Origin of the sequence: Microcoleus sp. BR0-C5 (assembly GCF_036705045.1) — a bacterium.
GTDB lineage: Bacteria > Cyanobacteriota > Cyanobacteriia > Cyanobacteriales > Microcoleaceae > Microcoleus.
On sequence record NZ_JAUBTR010000063.1, the window covers coordinates 17,972 to 40,790 of the forward strand.

At 44.8% G+C, this 22,819-nt stretch carries 19 protein-coding genes, 1 tRNA gene and 1 pseudogene; 10 read left to right on the forward strand and 11 right to left on the reverse strand.

Annotation, left to right across the window (positions count from 1 at the left end; all coding sequences use genetic code 11):
- Positions 1 to 76: 76 nt before the first annotated feature.
- A complete protein-coding gene (gene fghA / locus QUB08_RS24235) occupies positions 77 to 931 on the forward strand; it encodes an S-formylglutathione hydrolase (RefSeq protein WP_333227822.1) in 855 nt (284 codons plus the stop codon).
- A gap of 338 nt (positions 932 to 1,269) precedes the next feature.
- Here the strand turns inward: fghA and QUB08_RS24240 are convergent, their stop codons facing one another.
- Positions 1,270 to 2,184 (reverse strand): branched-chain amino acid transaminase, encoded by a 915-nt coding sequence (locus tag QUB08_RS24240; protein ID WP_333227824.1) that lies wholly within the window; start codon positions 2,182 to 2,184, stop codon positions 1,270 to 1,272.
- A 326-nt stretch (positions 2,185 to 2,510) separates the two neighbouring features.
- Between QUB08_RS24240 and QUB08_RS24245 the strand changes: the two genes are divergently transcribed.
- The gene (locus tag QUB08_RS24245) at positions 2,511 to 2,879 is read left to right on the forward strand and encodes a Lin0512 family protein (RefSeq protein WP_333227826.1); all 369 of its coding nucleotides are present in this window, start codon (positions 2,511 to 2,513) and stop codon (positions 2,877 to 2,879) included.
- A gap of 480 nt (positions 2,880 to 3,359) precedes the next feature.
- Here the strand turns inward: QUB08_RS24245 and QUB08_RS24250 are convergent, their stop codons facing one another.
- Positions 3,360 to 4,154: a DUF4142 domain-containing protein gene (locus QUB08_RS24250; protein ID WP_333227828.1), complete on the reverse strand. Its 795-nt coding sequence runs from the start codon at positions 4,152 to 4,154 to the stop codon at positions 3,360 to 3,362.
- A gap of 71 nt (positions 4,155 to 4,225) precedes the next feature.
- Entirely contained in the window at positions 4,226 to 5,116 is an 891-nt protein-coding gene (locus tag QUB08_RS24255) for a hypothetical protein (RefSeq protein ID WP_333227830.1), read from the reverse strand.
- 1,153 nt (positions 5,117 to 6,269) lie between these two features.
- On the opposite strand from QUB08_RS24255, the gene QUB08_RS24260 reads away from it, so the two are divergent.
- Positions 6,270 to 6,512: a ChaB family protein gene (locus QUB08_RS24260; RefSeq protein WP_333227832.1), complete on the forward strand. Its 243-nt coding sequence runs from the start codon at positions 6,270 to 6,272 to the stop codon at positions 6,510 to 6,512.
- A 226-nt stretch (positions 6,513 to 6,738) separates the two neighbouring features.
- Here the strand turns inward: QUB08_RS24260 and QUB08_RS24265 are convergent, their stop codons facing one another.
- Positions 6,739 to 7,371: a hypothetical protein gene (locus QUB08_RS24265; protein ID WP_333227834.1), complete on the reverse strand. Its 633-nt coding sequence runs from the start codon at positions 7,369 to 7,371 to the stop codon at positions 6,739 to 6,741.
- A 248-nt stretch (positions 7,372 to 7,619) separates the two neighbouring features.
- Between QUB08_RS24265 and QUB08_RS24270 the strand changes: the two genes are divergently transcribed.
- Positions 7,620 to 8,339: an SAM-dependent methyltransferase gene (locus tag QUB08_RS24270; protein WP_333227836.1), complete on the forward strand. Its 720-nt coding sequence runs from the start codon at positions 7,620 to 7,622 to the stop codon at positions 8,337 to 8,339.
- A 348-nt stretch (positions 8,340 to 8,687) separates the two neighbouring features.
- Here the strand turns inward: QUB08_RS24270 and QUB08_RS24275 are convergent, their stop codons facing one another.
- From QUB08_RS24275 to QUB08_RS24295, 5 genes are all read right to left on the reverse strand, one after another.
- A complete protein-coding gene (locus tag QUB08_RS24275; protein WP_333227838.1) occupies positions 8,688 to 9,788 on the reverse strand; it encodes an iron-containing redox enzyme family protein in 1,101 nt (366 codons plus the stop codon).
- A gap of 172 nt (positions 9,789 to 9,960) precedes the next feature.
- Complete coding sequence (locus QUB08_RS24280) at positions 9,961 to 10,575, reverse strand: rhodanese-like domain-containing protein (protein ID WP_333227840.1); 615 nt, start codon at positions 10,573 to 10,575, stop codon at positions 9,961 to 9,963.
- Positions 10,565 to 11,335, reverse strand: a complete 771-nt coding sequence (locus tag QUB08_RS24285; protein ID WP_333227842.1) for a sterol desaturase family protein — start codon at positions 11,333 to 11,335, stop codon at positions 10,565 to 10,567. Before QUB08_RS24285 ends, QUB08_RS24280 begins: the two co-directional genes overlap by 11 nt.
- Before the next feature lie 23 nt (positions 11,336 to 11,358).
- On the reverse strand, positions 11,359 to 11,994 hold the full coding sequence (locus QUB08_RS24290; RefSeq protein ID WP_333227844.1) for a type IV pilin-like G/H family protein: 636 nt from the start codon (positions 11,992 to 11,994) through the stop codon (positions 11,359 to 11,361).
- A gap of 490 nt (positions 11,995 to 12,484) precedes the next feature.
- Positions 12,485 to 14,278 carry an AAA-like domain-containing protein gene (locus QUB08_RS24295; protein ID WP_333227846.1) on the reverse strand — a complete coding sequence of 598 codons (1,794 nt, stop codon included), beginning with the start codon at positions 14,276 to 14,278 and terminating at the stop codon, positions 12,485 to 12,487.
- Positions 14,279 to 14,453: 175 nt separating this feature from the next.
- Here QUB08_RS24295 and QUB08_RS24300 point away from each other — a divergent pair, with 175 nt between their 5' ends.
- The 6 genes from QUB08_RS24300 (at position 14,454) to QUB08_RS24325 (ending at position 21,254) form a co-directional block, all read left to right on the forward strand.
- Positions 14,454 to 14,999: an NfeD family protein gene (locus QUB08_RS24300; protein ID WP_333227848.1), complete on the forward strand. Its 546-nt coding sequence runs from the start codon at positions 14,454 to 14,456 to the stop codon at positions 14,997 to 14,999.
- 145 nt (positions 15,000 to 15,144) lie between these two features.
- On the forward strand, positions 15,145 to 15,705 hold the full coding sequence (locus QUB08_RS24305) for an SPFH domain-containing protein (protein WP_333227850.1): 561 nt from the start codon (positions 15,145 to 15,147) through the stop codon (positions 15,703 to 15,705).
- Positions 15,706 to 15,818: 113 nt separating this feature from the next.
- The gene (locus QUB08_RS24310) at positions 15,819 to 16,340 is read left to right on the forward strand and encodes a type IV pilin-like G/H family protein (protein ID WP_333227852.1); all 522 of its coding nucleotides are present in this window, start codon (positions 15,819 to 15,821) and stop codon (positions 16,338 to 16,340) included.
- A gap of 354 nt (positions 16,341 to 16,694) precedes the next feature.
- The gene (locus QUB08_RS24315; protein ID WP_333227854.1) at positions 16,695 to 17,237 is read left to right on the forward strand and encodes a type IV pilin-like G/H family protein; all 543 of its coding nucleotides are present in this window, start codon (positions 16,695 to 16,697) and stop codon (positions 17,235 to 17,237) included.
- A 19-nt stretch (positions 17,238 to 17,256) separates the two neighbouring features.
- Positions 17,257 to 20,070, forward strand: coding sequence for an AAA-like domain-containing protein (locus tag QUB08_RS24320; protein ID WP_333227856.1), 2,814 nt, complete (start codon positions 17,257 to 17,259; stop codon positions 20,068 to 20,070).
- A gap of 125 nt (positions 20,071 to 20,195) precedes the next feature.
- Positions 20,196 to 21,254: a potassium channel protein gene (locus QUB08_RS24325; protein ID WP_333227858.1), complete on the forward strand. Its 1,059-nt coding sequence runs from the start codon at positions 20,196 to 20,198 to the stop codon at positions 21,252 to 21,254.
- Between the two features lie 456 nt (positions 21,255 to 21,710).
- Here QUB08_RS24325 and QUB08_RS24330 read toward each other — a convergent pair.
- Both QUB08_RS24330 and QUB08_RS24335 read right to left on the reverse strand, forming a co-directional pair.
- A tRNA-Leu gene (locus QUB08_RS24330) sits at positions 21,711 to 21,782 on the reverse strand.
- A 269-nt stretch (positions 21,783 to 22,051) separates the two neighbouring features.
- Positions 22,052 to 22,747 (reverse strand): annotated as a pseudogene (locus tag QUB08_RS24335) (ISKra4 family transposase); the annotation flags it as partial.
- Between the last annotated feature and the right edge of the window lie 72 nt (positions 22,748 to 22,819).

Consider the following 22,819-nt stretch of genomic DNA (forward strand, 5'->3'; position numbering starts at 1 on the left):
TCTTCTCTCTTCCTCTGCGCCCTCTGCGCCCTCTGCGGTTAAAAAAAATCTAATTCAAAAATGAAATAGAATTAACATGATATCAGAATCCCTAAAACTGCACAAAGAACAGAAAAGTTTCGGTGGCAAACTCGGCTTTTACAGCCATCAATCCTCAACCTGCAACAGCGAGATGAAATTCGCAGTTTATCAGCCCCCCCAAGCTTTATCTCAACCCGTACCAGTTTTGTATTTTCTATCAGGTTTAACCTGCACGGAAGAAAACTTTATGGCAAAAGCGGGGGCGCAACAATTTGCGGCAAAATACGGGTTAATGCTGGTTGCGCCCGACACTAGCCCCCGCAATACTGGTATCCCCGGCGAAGATGACGATTGGGATTTAGGAAGTGGTGCGGGTTTTTATGTTGATGCGACAGCCGCACCTTGGAATGCTCACTATCGAATGTACAGTTATGTGGTTGATGAATTGCCGAATTTAATCGCCGAAAATTTTCCAGCGATACCGGAAAAACAGGGAATTTTTGGTCATTCGATGGGCGGACACGGGGCTTTAATTTGCGCTTTGAAAAATGGATATCGCTATCTTTCAGTTTCCGCTTTTGCGCCTATTTCCGCGCCAATGCGCTGCCCTTGGGGACAAAAAATATTTGGACACTACCTCGGTGGCGACAAAGAGAGGTGGAAGGCTTGGGATGCTAGCGAATTGGTGCTTGAGGCGCAATACAACTCTCCGATTCTGATTGACTGCGGCACTGCTGACTCGTATCTGGCTGACGGGCAGTTGTTGCCGGAAGTGTTCGCGGAGGCTTGTGCAAAAGCGGGACAGCCGCTAAGTTTAAGGATGCAGGAAGGTTACGATCACAGCTATTATTTTATAGCTAGTTTTATGGAAGATCACATTCGGCATCACGCGGCTGTTTTGTGCGGGTAGTTCCTAGCAGGAAGCAGGCAAGATGCCTGCTCCACAACAACTGGTTCTTAGGCTCTGCCTGGGAACCGATATCCAGAGGCTCTGCCTCGAATGGCTGCCATGAAATGTGGAGGCAGAGCCTCCTGATCTGCTTTACCAGGCAGAGCCTGGTAACGAGTACAACGAGTGACAAGTAAAATAGGAATTACGCACGGGGGCCCAGAAACCTGGTTTTTCATGCGTCTACTTCGTTGCAGCCCTAGAACAGATAAAATGTGGAGGCAGAGCCTCCTGATCTGCTTTACCAGGCAGAGCCTGGTAACGAGTGAACTCGCTTCTACGAGCACAGGTATTTTCGGTTAATTAAGATTAATCGGAAATACCCATTCTTTATAATTGCTGTCGCGATTTTCGATAATCCCGGTTAGTTTGTCCAAAATCTTTTCGGTGATGGGTCGGTTTTTGGGCAAGTGATAGTTTTCTACTCGCTTAATTGGCGTGATTTTGGCTGCGGTTCCGCAGAGGAAAATCTCGTCTGCAATCAATAGTTCTGATCTATCAACTGGTCTTTCTATGACTTCAATTCCTAAGTCTCTCGCGATTGTGATTACGCTGTCTCTGGTAATTCCTTCGAGAATATCTTGCTCGAAACCGGGAGTAACTAATTTACCGTTTCTGGCGACAAATATGTTCATTCCTGAAGCTTCGCTGACTTTTCCCTGAGTGTTCATCATAATTGCTTCGTCGAAGCCGGATTCTACTGCTTCGGTTTTGGCTAAAGCTGAGGTGATGTATGCGCCGCTAATTTTACCTCTTAAGGGCAAACTGCGGTCTTCTTGGCGATACCAAGAGCTAATTCTACAGTTGACTCCTTCTTTGGGCAAATAGTCGGAAAGTTCTAATCCGTAGACAAAAAAGTCGGTTTCTACGTTGTGCAGTCGGGGGGCAATTCCTAAACTGGATGTGTAGATAAAAGGGCGGATATAAAATGATTTTGTTGGTTTGTTTTTCTGGACAAAATCAATAATTATTTGTTGGATTTTGCTAGCTGGCAAATCGCAGTGGAGGAAGCTGGCACTTTGACTTAATCTTTGACAGTGGCGGTCTAATCTAAATAGCAATATTCGATCGGCATTTTGGGGGTCGGGAATTCCCCGTAACCCGCCTAAAACTCCGGTTCCGTAGTGCAGTGCGTGGGTTGCTATGGAAATTTTGGCGTCGGTAAATGGGAGAAATTGGTTTTGAAAGTAGGCAATTGGTAGAAAACTATCCATGATTCAAGCTGGCGATGAGTAATGAGTCCGCGAGGAATGGTGAATTTGGTTATATTACCATAAGTTATACCATTTTAGATTTTAGATTTTAGATTTTAGATTTACAATGACTGATTAGATAGAATTTTGGAGGTAGTCTAAAATTACCTTGTTTTATTAAATGAGATGATTATTGTGTGATTCGAGGGAGTGATAAAATAATATAAAATGCGGTCATTTGGGTTGATAATTGTTTGGGGAAAAAGTGCGATCGTCTTCGTTGGCGTAGCCCCCGTAGGGGCGGGCTTCGCTAACGACTAAAAATAAAAATCAACCAAGGGGCAACTATGGCACGTAAATGTTTCATCATTGAGATGGGGATGGGTATAGACCAGCACGGGCAGGAACCGACTGTAGCCTGTGCAAGGGCTGTACGGAATGCGATCGCCCATAATGCTCTCCTAGGCGTCTGGGAAGTGGCGGGTTTGACTGACCCCAATCAGATGATTGTTGAGGTGAAGGTGGCTGTTCCTTACCCGGAACAAGTGCGGGAAGAGGAGGTGTTGGCGGTGCTCCCTTTTGGCAGCAAAACTCTGATTGTGGAGCAAGGGGGCATGATTGTGGCAGGAAGGGCGATCGCCTCTCTGAATGATAAAAATGATGAAATGCTAATCGCGGTGGCGGCTGTGACTGTTTTTGTGGACACTGAGGACTAATTAATTTTGTGTTGTTTGAATAAATCTGCGGTGAAGTTCGATCGCCCGATCGCACTTGCTTGTTTCCGCGATCGGGCGATCGAACACTTGTCTGTTAAAAAATGATTTATTTAGACTAAGTTGTAGGGTGCCCCGGAGAGATCGCATGAAATACCGTAGAAAATATGATGCTCTGAGGCACCCTAGAATAGGTCTGTTGCACGCTAAGATTTATTGTCGCCTACCTCGTTAATTTTGAAGTTTTAATTGATAATTTTTAATTTCTCAGGCGACCGCGTATGTAAGCAAGCCAGCAAAACCCTACGATTAATAACAGCCACGTCGCTGTAATATTGCTGCCCAACAAGTTGCGGAGAAAATCTTCCATTGTTCTCAAAAATTATAGGGTTTCAAAGAATTTATTGCTGTTCCCTCTCCGAACACAAAAGGTAGAGTCCGATCGGGTTTTAGGCGATCGGACTCTACCTCATCTACCTAATATTACGGCTGACTGGTATCTGCCAACATTTGGTTAACCATTTGCAAGTGCGCTTGAAGGTTCGGCAACTTCTGGGTGGCCCAAGCCTTCAAGTCGGGATCTTGTCCCTGTTGAGATTGAGCCTGAAACAGAGCAATAGCCTGATTGTGGCTCTCGATCATAGCCTGCTTGTAAGCAGTGTCAAAACTTCTACCGGAGAGTCCCGAAAGTCGCTCCATCAAAGCTGTGTTCTGGGTACTCATCTCGGTTGGCAATTCAACCTGCTTTTGCATTACTAACTGCATCAGTTCTTTATTTGCTTGAGTGTGTTCCTCAACCATTTCTTGCCCGTATTGTTTCACGCCAGCACTAGAACCGCGCTGCACTGCCAATCTGCCGAGCTCTACTTCCATCATACTAAGTTGACCTGCTTGCATGACAAAGGTTCTGTCTTTGCTGCTGAGAGAATTAGGCGAGGTTTCGCCACCTGTTGGAGTGTTGGGAGAACGGCCGGGATTGTTGTTGGTGGGGGTATTTGGAGAACGACCGGGAGTGTTGTTGGTGGGGGTATTTGGAGTGTTGGGAGAACCGCCAGGATTGTTGTTGTTGTTTTGATCTGTAACAGGAGGTCCTGGAGAATTAGGATCGTTTAAGTCGTTATCAGCAAGCTCAAAAACTCGATCGCCCGACTGGTTGAAGCCGTTAGTCTGGCGGTTTAATTCTGCGAACCCTGGCACAGCTATCAAGGAACTAACGCCGGCAATTCCGGCAACTGTTACCAATTTTTTGAACAAACTTTTGCGATTGAGTGAAGTCATGAATTTCTAAGCCTCTAAGTTGTTTTCAAAAGTACGTCAAGCGAAGCTATCCCGTAGGGAATCGCCCCAAACTACCGATGGGAGGGTGTACTGTTTTTCCGAAACAAGTTGATCAAACCAAACGCGCCCAAGGCACCCAGCCACCCGAAATTGTTGGGGCTATCGCGCCGAGCACTCAAAACTCCAGAATTAGTATCAGCCGGCGTCGATGTGGTATCGGTTGTACCGGTTGTACCCGTTGTGCCGGTGCCTGTCGTACCAGTTGTACCCGTTGTACCCGTGCCAGTCGTACCAGTTGTACCCGTTGTACCCGTGCCAGTCGTATCGGTTGTACCCGTTGTACCCGTGCCAGTCGTATCGGTTGTACCGCTTGTACCCGTTGTACCGGTGCCACTCGTACCGCTTGTACCGCTTGTACCGCTTGTGCCGGTGCCAGTGGTATCGGTTGTACCGCTTGTACCCGTGCCAGTCGTACCGCTTGTACCGCTTGTACCGGTTGTATCCGTGCCACTCGTACCGCTTGTACCGGTTGTATCCGTGCCACTCGTACCGCTTGTACCGCTTGTATCCGTGCCAGTCGTACCGGTTGTACCGCTTGTACCCGTTGTACCGGTGCCACTCGTACCGGTTGTACCGGTTGTACCCGTTGTACCCGTGCCGCTTGTACCCGTTGTACCGCTTGTATCCGTGCCAGTCGTACCGGTTGTACCCGTTGTGTCCGTGCCAGTCGTACCGCTTGTACCGCTTGTACCGGTTGTACCGCTTGTACCTGTCGTACCGCTTGTACCGGTTGTACCGCTTGTACCTGTCGTACCGCTTGTACCTGTCGTACCGGCACCGCCGCCAGCACCGCCGCCCGTACCGCCCGACTGGGCTGAAGCAGGCACTGCTAAGGAAACCGTTGCTAAACCTAAAGTACAAGCGCTTGCTAAAACAACTTTCAACAATTTAGAAGATTTCATGGTAATGCTTGCTTTTGCATAGAGTGCTGCGATCGCTTGTGATGCCAAAACCGCCGGGTCAACTTGACAGCGTAACGTGCAAATTTTATAACCTTTGCTGCGGGATAATGAAGGTAAGGGGGCAAATTTAGTCCCGTTCCCTAGATGATTTTTCCCTGATTAATTACACCGCTACGTTAACAGTTTATAAGCTATTACGTATGCTTCAAGTTCGCCATTCATCTTTAGGAATATTTGACAAAATGGCTTTTTATTTCAGGTGGTGGATGAAATTTGATTGAGCGGCAGACTAGCTCTCTCAAAATTTGTGTACGGGGGATAAAAAGCGGGTTGATCTGAAAAATTTGGGGTTGAGTAACGAGACATATACGCATCAACCGGGTTTGTCAGACAAGCGGCCGCTTCTTCCTATAAATTTTCCCCGGCTGCAGGTGCTTTGAGCCAGAAATTATTGATTTTGTCACCATCAATTTTGGCTTAGCACTCCGCCAGATGAGTTAGTTTAAAAATTTTTTGAGCGCTATTTTTCCTTAACTTGCTGCTGGCAATTTTGCCCCTGGTAGCATACAGCTCAAACTTTCTCAGGAAACTAAATTATCTCAAAACGCCCGATCGCTCGCTCATAGTCCCAGAGCGCCTACAACCCCGCAACAGCACGGCTTTTGACGGGGCTTTGACTTGCCTCAAACAGCAAGGCGAACTGAGGGCTATCCGAGTCCTGCCCGCGCGAGATTAAATTAACCAGCGGCGGCGCACTCGTGAGAATTGCTTGTGAGTGCGATCGGCTAAACTCTCATATAGTAAAGCCAAAACTATGCCCGATAGCGCTTATTCCCTAACACATTTCACAAGCAGACATCAAGTATGCTGTATCGAATTATTGCCAGAATTGGCTATCTAATGTTCATCGCTTTTTCTAAGTTCGCAAGTTAAAAAGCCGAAATCAGATTAATCGATGTTTGAGCAAGGAAATTACCCAAATCCTGCCCAACCAGCAACCGCAAGCCCATTGCCTTATCGGCTCAGAATAAATTTAATATTACATCTGTCCTAGGAATGAGAAAAATGCGGTTTAAAACTTGCTTTTAGAGAGAGGAAAGTAGTTGCTTCTCGTATATAAGATTAAATTTATGTTTAATAATTAGAGGTCATTATGCCAGAACAACAATTTGACACCTTACCTTCGGAAGCACAAGAACTCCCCCAAGGGGCGAAACAAATTTTTCAGGCGGCTTTTAAGAGCGCTAGTGAAGATGGAATGAGCGCCGATGGTGCTACTAGCGTTGCTTGGAACAGCGTAAAATCTGAATATGTTCAAGGCGAAGGTGGCAATTGGCATCACAAGGGCGACGATACTAACCAAACCCGCAAATCTGTACAGTCTGGTGGCAATTAGTTATCAGGCATTAGTAATATCGTGTCCGCTAACATAACCCCTATCCGCTGTGTAGTGAGGCCTTCATTCCTCAAATTTTGATTTGGAGAACGAAGAATTCTCACTACCAACCAATTGCAGTGACGTTATTCTAGCGGGCATGATCTCCTCAGTCATTAGCAATGTACTCATCACTTGTGGTTAATGCTTTACGTTGATAGCTGTTGGAATCGCGGTGAAACAGCAGTTAATGCAGCCTGTTAATAGGCTGGCGCATATCCCATTGCAATTCGGCTAAAACGAGCAAGCTAAATACCATTACGGTTCCCGTAAATAGGAAAGACCAACCGCCCGTGAAAGGCAAAATCAAAATCCCCAACAGGTGAAGTAAACTTGCTGCTAAAAGCGCGCGCGATCGCACTGCAAATCCCGTCCCCAAATACCCTACTCCGCTCATTCCCAACCACAGGGGACAGAGATTCGCCAACACTTTTCCCCAACTGAGAAAAATTGCTAAATCGGTCAGCAGCAATCCTAATAACATTAGTATTACCCAACCGTAAAGCACCCAAATCAGGCGTTCTATTTTGACCCAAGAGTATGTCATGCTTACCATTGCTGCTGTACCTACGAGGCTGAGGGCTGACCACAAACCTGCTTGCAGCATCCAACTCACAGAAAAAAATTGTGCTGTGCCGAAGATGGGTATCAACAGCAAGCTCCACAGCAGGCAAGTGCGATCGAGACAAGTATAAAATTGTGAATAAAATCGATCTTTGCCCAGGGGAAACTGAACCTGCCAAAGCCCTTCTAAATCCTGAACCTCGATCTTAAGCGGTTTCCGGCGCAGAGGCGGAACTGAATAATTAAAAAAGGTCATATCTGACACTATTAAAACTTACAATTATTTGCTTAGGTACTATCTCACCAGCAATCGCTATAATTGCAATCTGTCAATCGGATTAATCTAGTTAATTTGAGAATCTATCGGCAGTAATAGTTATTTGAGCGCACCAGATAAAACAGGAAGAGAGAGATTGGACAAGTTGATAAAATAGCTCTTGCGACAGATTGCTGCACTATTAGTTGTCCGATAAGTTAAAAATAGTCAACTTTGTTACAGAATTTATGCTCACTTCATCCCATCCTCTGAAACAGGTATTCCACTGCCCGGAAGAATCGGATTTTTACGCGCACTGCTTGGAAAGTTTAGTGTTAAATGCTAGTGACAATTCTCGACTTATCGTAGAGTTTGGTTCAGGAGAGGGAAGTCCAGTTATTAAGTCTTTGCTGAGAAGTGATTTTGATGGGACAATACAGGGATTTGAGCTAAATAATGTAGCTTGGAAAATTGCTCAGTCTCAAATTAAAGAATATCAACTGAGCGAAAAATACACTGTCAACAATTGCTCTTTTTTTGATTCGCCTTTATACGAGTCGGCGCATTGTGTCATCTCAAATCCCCCTTACTTGCCGGCGGTGGATGATAAGATTTACCAGCCGCTGTTGCACGGCGGGAGTGATGGTTCGACAATTGCTAAGAAACTTTTATCTTTGGGCTGCGATGAAGTTTTGCTGATGGTTTCTAGCTATTCTAATCCTGTGGGTTTGATAGATTATGCCTTGGATCGAGGCTACTCGGTTGCGAATTTTGAGATTGCACCTTTAACTTTTGGCTATTATAGTTCGGAACCCAAGGTGAAAAGTGCGATCGCCAGTCTGCGAGAACAGGGAATGGCTTTTTATTCGGAAAATATCTATCTGCTGGCTGGAGTTTTGTTTAAGAAGCACCAAAAGTCGCAAAGAGATTTGTCGATCGAGCTAATTCAGTTAATGACAGCATTTTAAAATACAGCGCTGGTAAGTGCAAGATGCCTGTTCCACCATTGTCAGGAACAGGCAAGATGCCTGTTCCACAAGAAATACACTCTTTGTGGAACAGGCAAGATGCCTGTTCCACAAGAAATACACTAGACCTCTTGCAAAAATAATTAGGACGGGCAAGATGCCCATCCCACAAGAAAAAATAACTCTTGTGGGATGGGCATCTTGCCCGTCCCACCAATTGAGGAAAAGGATTTTTGCAAGAGGTCTACTCTTTGTGGAACAGGCATCTTGCCTGTTCCTAAAAGGCTTATTGAGAACGGTGCAAGATCTAGGGTGCATCAGTCTCTGACGTACCCTACTATATAGCCGTTAATTCCTTTCTGTGGCTTGGATCGATCGCACCACAGCAGCCCCAGCCCGATCGCCGATCGACTTCTCCTGATCGTACCCCAACACCAATTCCCAAGCCTCCTGCGGGTATCTATCAGCCAGCGGGATCGCCACTTCATCCAACATCCAGCGGCCGTGACGTTCATCTTCTTTGATGTGCAGTTCCCAATAACCCATCGCAGCCTGCGAGAGGCCCAAACGCTGGGCGGCGGCTAGATAATTGCGGTAAGCGACGGGCCCCGCCACCTCAAAATAAGTGAGTCCGCCGTTGTAGCGCAGAAAATGGCGCTTGCGTTCGGTAAGCAGGAAGTTGTGATTAATGCTTGCGAGCACTTCCCAAGGCACTAAATCGAAGTACGCTTCTGGTTCTGTACTCATATCGAATTCAGCCAGCATTTGAGCAAAAAAGGTCGAATGCTTGCGGGGGAGACGACCGCCACCGTATTCTTCAATCAGCACCCGCGTAAGGGTGCACTGAATTTCGTTGCCGGCACCGCCGAGGATGCGAGAAAGGCGGCTGGCTTCCACTAAACCGTCGAAAGAGGCGATCGCCAGCAGGTGTTTGTATCCCTCTTCAGTCATCTGTTCACGCTGGTAGCGATCGATCTCAGTTAGCGGAGGATCGACATCGGCGGCCGCGCGATCGCGCAGGGCTTGCTTGACATCCGGCAATTTTTGCAGCGCTGCAACGTCGATTTGCGCGAGTTCCCACTGCTGCCAAGGTTCCTCAATGCGATCGCGCACAGAACGCAAATAGTGCGATCGTTCATTGTTGTAGCGGCGCAAATCGTCGTACCAAAACAAGTTGAGGCGGTTGATGCGGTAAAGTACGCGCTGCAAGAAGCGGTGAGCGGCCTCATCGCCCGGTTCCTGTTGGTAAGCTGCTTGAATTGCATAGGCGATCGCGCTTTCAAAATCGCTAACAAGTAACGGTTTTGTCGCCACCGTCTTGTCTAAATCCTCGACTTCTAGCAAATTGACAAATTGTCGATCGGCTGCTTCGTAATTTGGGAGTACGGATTGCTTTTTGGAAAGAGTCCGCGAGTCTGAAGAAGGAAGTATCTCTATCGTGTTTTGCATGGAATCAAGTTATGCTAACTCTAATTATTGTGCTGCCTGCCAAAACAGCCAACCGTTGCAGATTGCTGAGGATAATGGCTACTTTTCTTGAAGATAGCTAATCTGTCAGCACGATACACCCTTCCATTGATAGAGATTTGACAGAAATCAATTTGGTCACAACTGCCCCGATTCATTCCGAAAGCAGGGTGACTGACGGAGACTTTATCAAACTCCCCAAAGTAATTGGAGCTAATATCTGGGCATCTTTTGGAGCCGGCACTGCTTGCCGCCACGCTTTGATCCCGCCTGAAAGGACAACAACATTCAGGCTAATATCCTTAATCTTATTAGTCTCATTTCCTCCAGATTCTTGGGAATACAGAGCGATTTTTTCCAACTCTTTGTATGCTTTAACCGATCGCCCTCCTCTGGCACAATAAAGTACAATTATCGGCTGAGGTCTATCGGATTTAACCCTTGCTTTGACAATGGATTGCACCTGCTTGACACCGAACCCTAACTCAATATCACTTAGGGGAACCAGCGGACTTTCATCGATGCGATCTTCGGCGTATTCTTCGGGCGATCGCACATCGATCAAAATCACTGGTTTCAACTTACCCTGCTGGAATTGGGCAACAGTTACTTGTTTCGTATTTAAACTGGCGATAAAAGTTAAGATATCCATGTGATGAAATAGAGAAACTGCACCCAGAGAAGCCACACTCGTCAAGCCAAAACCCATAATTGCCAGCAAAAAGCGAGAATAGCGATTAATACCTGGTTTTGCATTTTTATCTAGCATTTTTCATCATCCTTGAAAATGGATAGAACATTTGTCCGATATATCCAGCAGGTATAGAATCAGAGATTCCATATTTATGAGGCATTTTTTTCGCTGGCATATAGATAGTGCCAAATAGCAAATCTAACAGTGGCAACTGAACAGCAAAGTTTTTGTTGTTTATTCCGGGAATTTTACTGTGATGCCAGTGATGAAATTGTGGGGTTGCTACGAACCATTTTAGAATGCCAAATTTTAATTTCATATTAGAATGAATTAAGAAAGCGATTGCCGCAGAATAAAGAGCATAAACTACCAAACTCTCCTTAGTAAATCCCAACCAGTAAAGAGGCATAATTTTGCAAATCTGAGTAAAGAGTTGCTCGCAGGGATGCACCCGCACTGCTGCTAACCAGTCCATATGTTCAATGCTGTGATGGACTGCATGGAATTGCCAAAGCCAGGGTACTTCATGCAGTAGTCTGTGAGCGATATAATATGCCATATCGGAAACGATAACTGCTTCTGCTAACTGCAACCATACAGGTTGAGAGGCTACTTTGCTTTGCAATTCCGGGTTTAGTAAATTAGTCATTAGCGACAAAATTACAGTCACAACAATAGCGCATAATCTACCAATAAAGTGACCTGTAAAAAAATATGTGGCATCGGTTTCCCATCCGAAACGAAATATCTTTTGCTTGTGCAAGGAAAAAATTCTTTCGAGGGGAATGAAGATGCTCGCTAAGACGATGAATCCTTTGACAATTTCAGGTAACATGAGATTATCATTAATGTCAATATTTACTTAAGCACGTCGCTACTACCAGCAGCGCAGACAGGATTACCATTCTGAAGGATAGGAGCAGACGGTTGGGTATTTCCAGGAGAATTTGCTCCACACAGAATGGATACAGTAGTCTTCCCTTTGTTAGCTGCTTGGGAAACAGGTACTAAAAATACAGCCCCGACATAGCTAGTAAGATTATTGCTGCGGGCTACACCATAACTAAAAGCAGCATTTTTGGTAGATATGGTTGAATAGTTATAGTTGGTTGTCTGAGTTTTAATGCCGAGACCCAGAGCATTAACGGAATTGGAAAATGCGCCATCCTCGACGTATATTGCTTGTTGACCTTTGTTCATTGCGCTAACATATTGTTTAGCTTCTGATAGCTTCGCCTTGCCACCACAACCGACAACAGAAGGGAGGGCGATCGCACCAAGTATTATGCTGCCCAGAGGAAAGTAAATAAAAGTGATCCTCAGTAAGATTCCTACCCATGATTTACGTTTTTTGTCAGGGAGAATATTTTTTTCTGAAGATTCCGCTTTTTTATCGAGTGCATCGAGTTGAGGGTTTGTCTTAAGCTGGTTGGTTGTTGTCGATACTGCTTGTTTGTTGAGTACATCGAGTTGAGGATTTTTTTTAAGCTGCATGGTAGTTGTCCAAATGTGTTAGCAGAGTAGTTTTCAAGTGATTGACATACTCCCCAGCGTAAACACATGGGGATTCTAGAGTCAAACAGCTAGTGCAGGCGTAGCTTGTCTAATATCGCCTAATCGAACAGTCGATGCCAAGAAACACAAGCAAGTTATTTTTAGCGTCGTTTTCATCCAGTCCATTGAGTGCGGTGGGGCTTGCAAACCTCGCCTACTGCGCCTTGCTTCTGCTCTATTTTTATTAAATCACCTGCCTATTTGAGAAGTTGAGTGAGTTCTCATCGACTTCTCATCGACTTTTCTGGGACTTACGCAACACACACCTGTGACAGAAACCGGGTTTCTGGCCAAAACTTGGCAATCAACCTGAGATTTTTCCTCAGAAACCCGGTTTCTCGGGAGTTATCCCAGGGTTAGAAACCGGGTTTCTGGCCAAGACTAGGCAATCAACCTGAGATTTTTCCTCAGAAACCCGGTTTCTCTGGGCTTATAGCCGATCGCCAAAATACTCCTGATACAACCGACATCTCGGAATGCAATGATTTCCATCCAATTTCACCAACCCCATACTATTTAACTTAAACCCCAATTCTGACCTCAATCTAACTGGCTGGGAAACACTAACAATCTCTCTCATCGCCTCCATTAATTCCGAATATTTCTCTAAATTCCATAAATGTCGCCGCAAATGATCGCTGTAAATTCCCGCTTCAGTTGCAGATTCTTTCACTAACCGATCTAACGTCACATCTTGACGCGAAATATGATACATTCCTAGCCGCACTAAATAAGGATTTCCGCCCACTAACCCCATCAACTCTGCAACTTCATTCCCACTCCAATTCAATCCGTGCCGCTTTGCCAAATCTTGCACTTGCTGGGAATTAAACTCTGGCAAGTCTATCGGCAATCCCACATTAAAGGGTGATTTGTTCACATCCAGCGGGATATATACTTCCGTAGAATGCACCACAATTAAACGAAATTTTTTCCAAATATCTCGCCGTTTTGCTTCTTCGTGTAAAGCTCGCAATAACCCAAAAAAGTCGTCGGCAATTTCCGGCGATTCAAACAGGCGATCGCTCTCATCCAAGCCTAATGTCAGAGGTGTTGAGGATTCTGACAGCAAATACTGTTCAAAATAAGCCTTGCAGCACTGATTGCTGCCAATCAAATCGGCTAATTCCCAACACTTGGGCAACTGCTCCAGCATTCCTAACTCTTGACCGATGGTAGCACAAAACCACTGCAAAAATGTATCGGAATTAGCGAATATTTTCCTATTTGCTAGCTGAAAACTCAGCGCTACCGTGCGAGAACCTTGCAGTTCGGCGTGATGCAAAATCCTTGCCATCAAGGAAGTTTTGCCCATTTGTCTGGGTGCTTTTATGCGGATTAGCGCTCCCGGTTGGGCGATCGTCTCGTAACACCGGGATTCGATGGGAGGGCGATCGATATAAAAACGAGAAGCTATTTCAACTTGTCCTCCCGGCAATTCTGGCGGCGCTGCTGGCAGGGGTTGACTTATTGACTGTTTTGTGCTACTAATTGCGTGCCATTGTACAGCTAATTCATGGTCGGCAGTTAACGATGTGCGACCTTCTTTGATAATCGTTAAAATTTGTGATAATAACGTAAATGAGTCGCCAACACCGCGCCACAGCCAGGGCTGAATTCCTGCTAAATAGCTCAGTAAATCAAAGGAAAGCGGTGTATTTAATTCAACTAAAATCGGTAAAATTGCGGGTTTATGAGCAGTTAGATTGTGCAATTCCTTGGCTAGCTGCACTTGTTCCAATACCATTTCGCTAGCGGCCGATTCTTCGGAAATCAGCAACAGCAAATAATCGCAATGCTTTAAATATGAGCCTGAGTCGCTACTGTTGTGAATAAAGAAGACTTCGTGGCCTCCCGCACTCAAAGCTTGGTGTAACTGCTGGGAAAGGGTGTTGTGTGAGGTCGATCGGGCGTTGGCGTTAGCGAAGCGATCCGAAGGAAAGCCCTCAAAGACGATCGCCACTTTTGCCCTCACCAGCACTACCTCCTCTGGCTCTGAATTCGCCTCAAAATCGGCTATATCGCGCCATTCCTGCCCCAATCCGCGACAAATTTCTATGAAATTGGCATAATCCACAGGTTTGCCATTCAGAAAATGGCTGACAGTAGATTGCGCCATCCCTAAATCCTCAGCCAGGATTTTCTGACTGGGAAAGCCATTTCTCAGGAGACAGGATTTAACTGCGCGAATGCACTCTTCGCGCACCCTTAGCGATCGTGGCATTGCTTATCACAATCAGGACACTGAAACCATCATAAATGGCAACCGGCCCTAAAGTCGATGAAAAGTCGATGAAAAGTCGATGATTTTTCAAATAACTCAGTCGCTAACTCAAATAGTCGCCTGATTAGATTAGAAATAACAAGGTTGAATCCCATCAAAACGAGGTAAAAGCATTGTGTATTCTATCCTAATTTTGTCGCTGGCGTCAGCCACTAATCAACCAGGTTTCGCTTTCACCCCCCCGATGTTGTGGTTGCTGATTGGAATGGTGCTTAGTGCGATCGAGCTATTAATCATCAAAACTCAGCCCCAGAAATACAGGTTTTACGTGCTAATGATGGGAGCTTCGGCTTTAATTGAATCATTTATTTTGTGGAGAGGTTCGGTAGCATTTCAGTTTAGTTGGGCGAACATAATGTATGAAGATTTTGACTGGCAAATCTTCTACTGGATGGGGATAGCCCTCGCGCTGAGCATCTGGATTCGACCAATTTTTATTGTTCGCAAAAAGTTTGTGATTCCCGAAGCCACGGAAGCGACAACTATCTCCGAAATTTTCCCCGGAGAAACCGGAATGGTGATTTATGAAGGGGCTTCGTGGAAAGCCCGCAATGAAGATTCCCAAGGGGCGATCGCACCCCGACAAAAAGTTTATGTTTTGCGCCGCGAAGGAAACACGCTGATTGTTGTACCTGACAGATTAATTCACATCAACAGCTAAATCTCAGTTAGCTGTTTTATGACTCGGCGATAGAAATCGCTTCTTGCCAAACAAAGTTCCTCTCTAAGAGACTAATAAATCACTATCCACTGTCAACTGTCAACTGTCAACTGTCAACTGTCAACTATTTACCAGGAGATTCACTATGTATCACTATTTTTTGACGGTATTGCTTGCCATCACCGGAGTATCCTTAGCCAGCAGTGTAAAAATAGTCCGTCAAGGAGATGAGGCGTTAGTTGAAATTTTCGGAAAGTACGATCGCAAGAAACTCGAACCTGGTTTGACTTTTTTGATTCCCTTCGTCGAAACAGTGGCCTATAAACAAACTCTGCGCGAGCAAATTTTAAAATTGCCACCGCAAGAATGCACAACGCGCGATCGGGTTGCCGTCACCGTTGATTTTATTGTGTACTGGCGAATCATTGACTTAGAAAAAGCTTCTTACAAAGTGCAGAATCTCAAGGAAGCGATGTTAAATATGCTGATTCTTTCAATTCGGACTCACCTTGCTAAATTATCTGTTGAGGAACTCTACACGGCTCGACATGAGATTAATAATGCTTTAGTGGAAGAGTTGGATACAACGACAGATCCTTGGGGTGTGAAGTTTACGAGAGTGGAATTGCGGGATTTTGCGATCGGCAGTAAAGTGGTTCAGCCAACATCCATTGACCGAAAAGAAGTACAAAAGCTGCGAGCTTAGAGATGAGTATTGTTCGTTCTTCGTTCCCAGGCTCTGCCTGGGAATGCAGATTCAGAGGCTCTGGCTCGCCGACTTTAATTCGCATTGTATATACCATTTAAGTAGACAACACCATGAGTAAATATCAAAAATTAAGTATTAAAAATGCAGCTTATAACGGTTGCGGATGCTTATTGCTTCTAATGGGAATTGTAGTAGTAATTGGTGGGATCGCTATGCCATCATATCTCAAGAAAGTTTGGAACATAAAGCAAGCGGAAGCCAAAGATTATGTTAGATCAATCAACAAAGGTCAGCAAGCCTATTTGGCCGAAAAAAGTGTTTTTAGCACTTCTGTTAAGGCGGTAAAAATTGGCATTAAAACCGAAACAGAAAATTACAAATATTCCCTTATGACCACAAAAAAAGCAACATTTAATTATGGAGTATCAAAGCAAAAAGACCTTAAAAGCTTTGTGGGTGGTGTCTTTGTAATTCCTGCTACAAAAGTTGAGTCAAATGCTTCTACAAATAAAACAACGACCACATCTATATTGTGCCGAGCTGATTCTGCTGGTACAAGTAAACCAGCAGAACCCACCTATGAAAATGGTAAGATTGCTTGCGGTAAAGGCACAACTGAAGTAACCAAATAATCTAACTCTAGGCAAGATAAAGTCCTTACTACAAACAGAGAGGATACAATACCATGAGTCAACAATATTCTAAGCCAGCTAGCATTGCATATAATGGTTAACGCTTTTAAAAGCTCTACTGCTGGAGACTTCCGGGTTCCACCTCAATTTTTTTTTTGATAACAAGGCTCCTGCTAATCAAAAGACCAGTATAACTTTCATCTGTGAAGCTGAAAAACAAGGCATTATTAAACCCCAGTTACCCAAGCTGCAAAAAGGCTACCCTGTCTGCAGTAAGGGAACAAAGGAAGTCACGAAATAGGGACTTTAACCGGAAAAATTGGGTAAAATTACCAACAATGAGGATAGAATACCATGAGTCAAGAAAATTATAACTCAGATAGAAATTCACCTATTTATTCTGGCTGTGGATGTTTAGTGCTTTTGATGTTTCTTTTGCCACTACTAAGACTACTAACATATTATGCTTTCGAGCTTCCATCATTCTTGAAGAGCGCCAATAAAGCAAAGCAATCTGAAGCAAAACAGTATATTAGCTCAATGAACAAAGCTCAGCAAACCTACTTGGTAGATAAAAGTAGTTTTTCTAATTCATTTGAAGCACTGGGGCTTGGCCTTAAAACTGAAACACTACACTACAAATATTCAACTCGTGCAACCAAGCAAGCAGCATTTAATTATGGAGTCTCCAAGAATCAAAAAGAACTGAAAAGTTATATCGGCGGTGCTTTTTTAGTTCCTGCTAGCCAAGTTAATGCTAAGGCTCCTAAGAATGAAATCAGAACAGCAGCCATATTGTGCGAAGCTGATTCTCCCGGTATAATTAAACCAGCCGAACCTACCTATGAGAATGGTAAAATTGCTTGTGGAAAAGGCACAATTGAAGTGACCAAATAATCCAATTATAGGCAATATAATGAAAGTCGATTACCACTATCAAATCGGCGGCAGTCTCCCGCAAAATGCACCTACTTATGTAGTGCGACAAGCTGACTCAGAACTTTATCAAGCCCTAAAAGCCGGAGAGTTTTGTTACGTGCTCAATTCCCGACAAATGGGCAAATCCAGTTTGCTAGTGCGAACTGTACAAAAACTATCGGCTGATGGGATTGCTTGTGCTACGATCGACCTTTCCGACATTGGCAACCAGCAAGTCTCTCTAGATAAGTGGTACGGCGGCGTCGCTTACAAACTCTTGTGCAGCTTCAACCTGTTTAACCCCGTCGAGTTTATGGCTTGGTGGCGGGAGAGAGAGTTGATGTCGCCGGTGCAGCGCTTAGGAGAGTTAATTGAAGAAGTGCTGCTGGTCAAAATTTCTCAAAACCTGGTTATTTTTATTGATGAAATTGATAGCGTTCTGAGTTTCCAAGAACCGCTAGACGATTTCTTTGCATTAATTAGATGTTGCTACAATAAACGCGCTCACAATTCAGAATACCAGCGCCTTACATTTGCTTTGCTGGGAGTAGCTACGCCATCGGATTTAATTAGCGATGCAACTCGCACGCCCTTTAATATCGGTTTACCTATTGAATTGCACGGTTTTAACTTACAAGAAGCTCTGCCTTTAGCAAAGGGATTTGAGGGAAAAGTAGAGAATCCTCAAGAGGTTTTAAAAGAGATTTTGGACTGGACTGGAGGGCAGCCATTTCTGACTCAAAAGCTTTGCAAGCTGATTTTGCACCATGTAAAAAGCTTAGCATCGGCTTCTATTATATCAGATTCAACGGATGAAAGCAAAACTGAAAATTTTAGTACAAATCAATTATTAATTAGCGAGATCGTGCAATCTCATATTATTGATAATTGGGAATCATCCGATGAACCGGTACACATCAAAACAATTCGCGATCGCCTTCTCAGAAGTCCGCACCGCGCCAGTAGGTTATTAGGACTATATCAAAAAATATTGCCACTTTCAGAACCCCCCGATTGTAGGGGCGGTGCCCCCGTGCCCGCCCTGGTAGGGGGAATAGGGGCGGATGATACTCCCGAACAAACAGAATTGCGGCTGAGCGGATTAGTAGTAAAACGAGCAGGGAAATTAACCGTATCCAACCGCATTTACGCAGCTATATTCAGCCATAACTGGGTAGAAAAAGCGCTCGGCGACTTGCGCCCCTATGCTGAATCCCTAACAGCATGGGTAGCTACAAATTGTCAAGACGAATCTCGCTTGTTGCGCGGTCAAGCACTGGAAGATGCCCAACAGTGGGCCGCCAATAAAAGCTTGAACACCCAAGATTATCAATTTTTAGGTGCGAGTCAAGAAGCGGAGTTTGCCAAATTGCGCGATCGCGAAAAACAAACTCAAGCTGAAATGGAACAACTGCGCCGCGAAAAAAAGTTACTAGAGGAACTAAGCGAAGCACAAAAGCAGAAAAAAGTGATTGCAGTTAAACTTTGGCGCGAGCAACAACTGAGAGTGCAAACAGTTACCGGCTCCGCAGTCATATTAATATCAATCTTGATTGTAGCTTTTTGGGTAAAACCGTCAATCGAAGAAAGAAACTACAAAATTCTCACTCTCAGTTTGCTATCAGAAACACTATTTGCCGCCGATAAAAAAGAAGAAGCTTTGCTAGAAAGCATTAGAGCTGTTACAGAAATGAAACGATCGCTCGGAGTGAGTTCAGATATTCAGATGCGAGTGGCGATCGCCCTCGAACAGGCAGTTTACAACTTTCGGGAACGCCGCCGCTTGCAGACTCAAGCCAGTACCTTGGCTTTCGCGAGTTTCAGTCCCGACAGTCAAACAATTGTGACTGCTACCGATGACAATTATATTAAAGTTTGGCAAAATAATGGAACTTTGCAAGCAACATTGACAGGGCATACTGATAAAATTATCAGGGCAATTTTTAGTCCTTGCGGCCAGATAATTGTCTCGGCCAGCGACGACCAAACTGTCAAGATTTGGCAGAAAAATGGTCACTTAATTCATGATTTAAAAGGACATGACGGTAAAATAACAACCGTCTCTTTGAGTCCAGATGGTAAAATTATTGCTTCAGCCAGTGCCGATGGGACAGTTAAAATATGGAAAATAAACGGGGAAGAATTGTCAACTTTAAAAGTGGAGCGAGGTTGGATAACCAGCACGATTTTTAGCCCAGACGGCCAGATAATTGCTGGGGCTGGCACTGATGGCACTGTTAAACTGTGGAGTTTGAGAAAGGTTGTGGAAAAGTTAAAAAAACAGCAGTCAATCGAAGCAAGCAACGATATCAAATTGCTCCGAACTTTACAGATGGAAAGTGATAAAATTATGAGTGTAACTTTCAGTCCAGACGGAGCAATGCTGGCGACTGCAAATGCTGGGGGAACTGCGAGAATTTGGAGCAAAGACGGCACACCGCTAAGTATTTTAAAGCATACAAGTGGAGTGACAAATATCAGCTTTAGTCCCGACAGTCAAATGTTGCTATCTGCAAGCACAGACAAAATGGTGAGGCTGTGGAACATTGACGGTACATTGCTCAAAACTTTAAAAGGTAATAAGGATGCTGTTTGGAGTGCGAGTTTTAGTCCAGACGGCAAGGCGATCGCTAGTGCTAGTGCTGACGGTACGGTGATGCTGTGGAATTTTAATCTTGACGATTTGTTGCTGCAGGGTTGCGATCGAGCCCGCAATTATTTTCCGACAAATCCGATCGCAAATCAAAACAATCGCCACCTCTGCGACGGGATTGGAACTCAGTCGGAACTCACGAAAAAAAAACCGGGTTAAGATTCAAAATGTTGAGTTTGGCAGCAAAGTATCTAGGCAGAAACTGGCTTTTTGAGATCCTCTGCGTCTAGGGCTGATATCGTTAAAATTGGTAGCAGGTAATAGGTAATAGGTCAGCCCGATCGGTGTATTCAACTCTAGAACAAAAGTACCAGCGCCTGCAAAAAGACTTAACGGGCGGAGTCATCGCCCTGGGCGGCATTTTCTGCACAGGTACTCTCTGGTATTGGCAGGTGGAAAAATGGTCTTTGCTCGATGCCGCTTACATGACAGTATTTACCCTAGCAACTGTCGGCTACGGTGAACTTCAGCCCCTCGGTCAACGCGGGCGAATGTTTACCATATGCCTGATTTTGATGGGCGTGATTGTGATTGGTTTCATCGTCAACCGCTTTACAGAAGCGCTGATTGAAGGATATTTTCAAGAAGGAGCAAGAATTAGGCAGCAGCGACGATTGGTAGATTCTTTGATCGGGCATTACATTCTCTGCGGTTTTGGGCGCACTGGCCGTCAGATTGCTTTGGAATTTCAGGCAGAAAATATTCCTTTTGTGGTGATTGATTCGGCAGTGCCGTCGGTTGAGGCAGCCTTGGCACTGGGGTACACGGCTGTGCAAGGAGACGCGACGCTGGACGAAATTTTGCTGAGTGTGGGGATCGAGCGCGCAATTTGCATAGTAGCAGCTTTGCCTTCGGATGCCGAGAATTTATACACTGTCATGTCGGCGAAAACTCTGAATCCGAAGGTACGGGCGATCGCCCGCGCCACCACAGAAGAGGCGGTAAAGAAGTTGCAGCGGGGCGGCGCCGATGCCGTTGTATCCCCCTACATTACCGGGGGAAAACGCATGGCGGCGGCGGCTTTGCGGCCTCAAGTTATGGATTTTTTAGATGGTGTTTTGACGGGCACCGAGAGTTCTTTTTACATGGAGGAATTTTTGGTCGATCCCAATAGTTGTGTCTACGTTGGGGAAACTTTGAGAAATGCCAAGTTGCGATCGCAATCGGGGGCTTTGGTTTTAGCAGTACGGCGCGCTGGCGGGACTTTGATTGTGGGGCCTACCGGAGAAACTGCGATCGAAGGAGGAGATACGCTGATTTGTTTGGGTACCGCTGAACAACTGCGTACCCTCAATCAAATCCTCAGTCCCCTGAGTTTTCGCCTCCCCCGGCCCCCGAACTAATACGATGTCATATCAATTCCGGTTGCACTCCTGTTGACTGTTGACTGTTAACTGTTGACTCTGGGTCGAAAAACTGAATTGTGGAGTGTTAAATATTGACTCGATTTTATTATTCCAATGCAACCGGAAACGATATGAGATCAAATCCCTTGGCATCGGAATTATTCATCTCTCTCTTCCCTCTCTCTGTATCCTCTGTGTCAAGAGCGGTTTCATCATTCCGATACAACCGGAATTGATATGACAACTGACTGTTTGGACATTTGAACAATACCGATGCAACCGGAAACGATATGATTTAAAAAATTCATAATCTCCACCACACAAGGATTTAGGGCCAATAAAAATGCTCTCGGCTACTTTGCCGAGAGCATTTTTGAGCAGTTAAACTGCGTTTTGATCACAGTTTGATAGCAACCCCATCAATGTGTAGTATCAAAAATCGCTGAAACCCTAAGCCGATGGTGGGATTTGAACCCACGACCGTTCGAGTGGTAATCGAACTGAGCTAATAGCTATATCTAAGGCTGTACAATGGTCTTAGGCTGTTAGTGGACTGCAAACTTGTGAAATCATAGACAATTCATAGACAAATGGGTAGGATAAAAGTGTCTTTTTACCCAAGACGGCTATGGACTCAAACGCTTTCACGGGCAGAGCCTCTAAGGGTTCCGTCAGTATTGAGAATTTTCAGGGAAGGCTGCGCCTTCACCTCCCCCGCGAATTTTACGGAGGCAAAAACAAGTATTTGACGCTGGGGCTAGCCGACACGGGAGCATGTCACCTTTGTAGATAAATTAAATGGTGAAGAGACCATTCAGGTATGCACAACGATGGGCTAAGACTTGTGGCACATTCTCTGGTAGCCATTGCGCGCCCAAAATTTTAATTCGTCTGCCAATTTGTTTAACTGCCGACTCGACTGCTCCTGAACCAATTGAACAAATCTCTTCAGCTTGATAATATTGGTAGTTAACAATCCGATGCTGATGTTTTACTAAATAATTACAAAAATTTTTAGCTGCCTGGGAATTGTCCTCAGAAAATAAAGCTTTAGCCTCAGCTACTTTTCCTGACCAAAGCAATGATTATGCCTGCTCTCGCCGTTGATTTGAACCGCCAATTTTGCCTAAGTTTTCGACTAAATGATACCAATCTAGAATCTCTATTCGTTGACTATCCTTACCAATACGACTGATGATATTCCAAATCCCATCATGCCCATCTCCCAAACAGGTTACCGCCGCATCAAGATGTTGTTGATTTACCCAATTAATCAGAGCATCATTGTCTTGGAAAAATGCTTCTACACAATTGTTATCTAAGTTAATTGCCTTGTAATCACGCCAGATACAGGCTGCTCCTTTTGCCGTTCTCAGCCGAACTTTTCCTCCATCTACACTCAATTCTTTGACTGGTTTATCCATCGTTTTTGGCTCGAATTTTTGCCGATGTACTAATCTTTGCTGCGTTTTACTCGCTATCTTTATCCCACATTCCGCACTTCAAAAGCACTACATAGTGTATCATACCCCGCCCTGGCATGAGTGAGTAAAAATACTTAG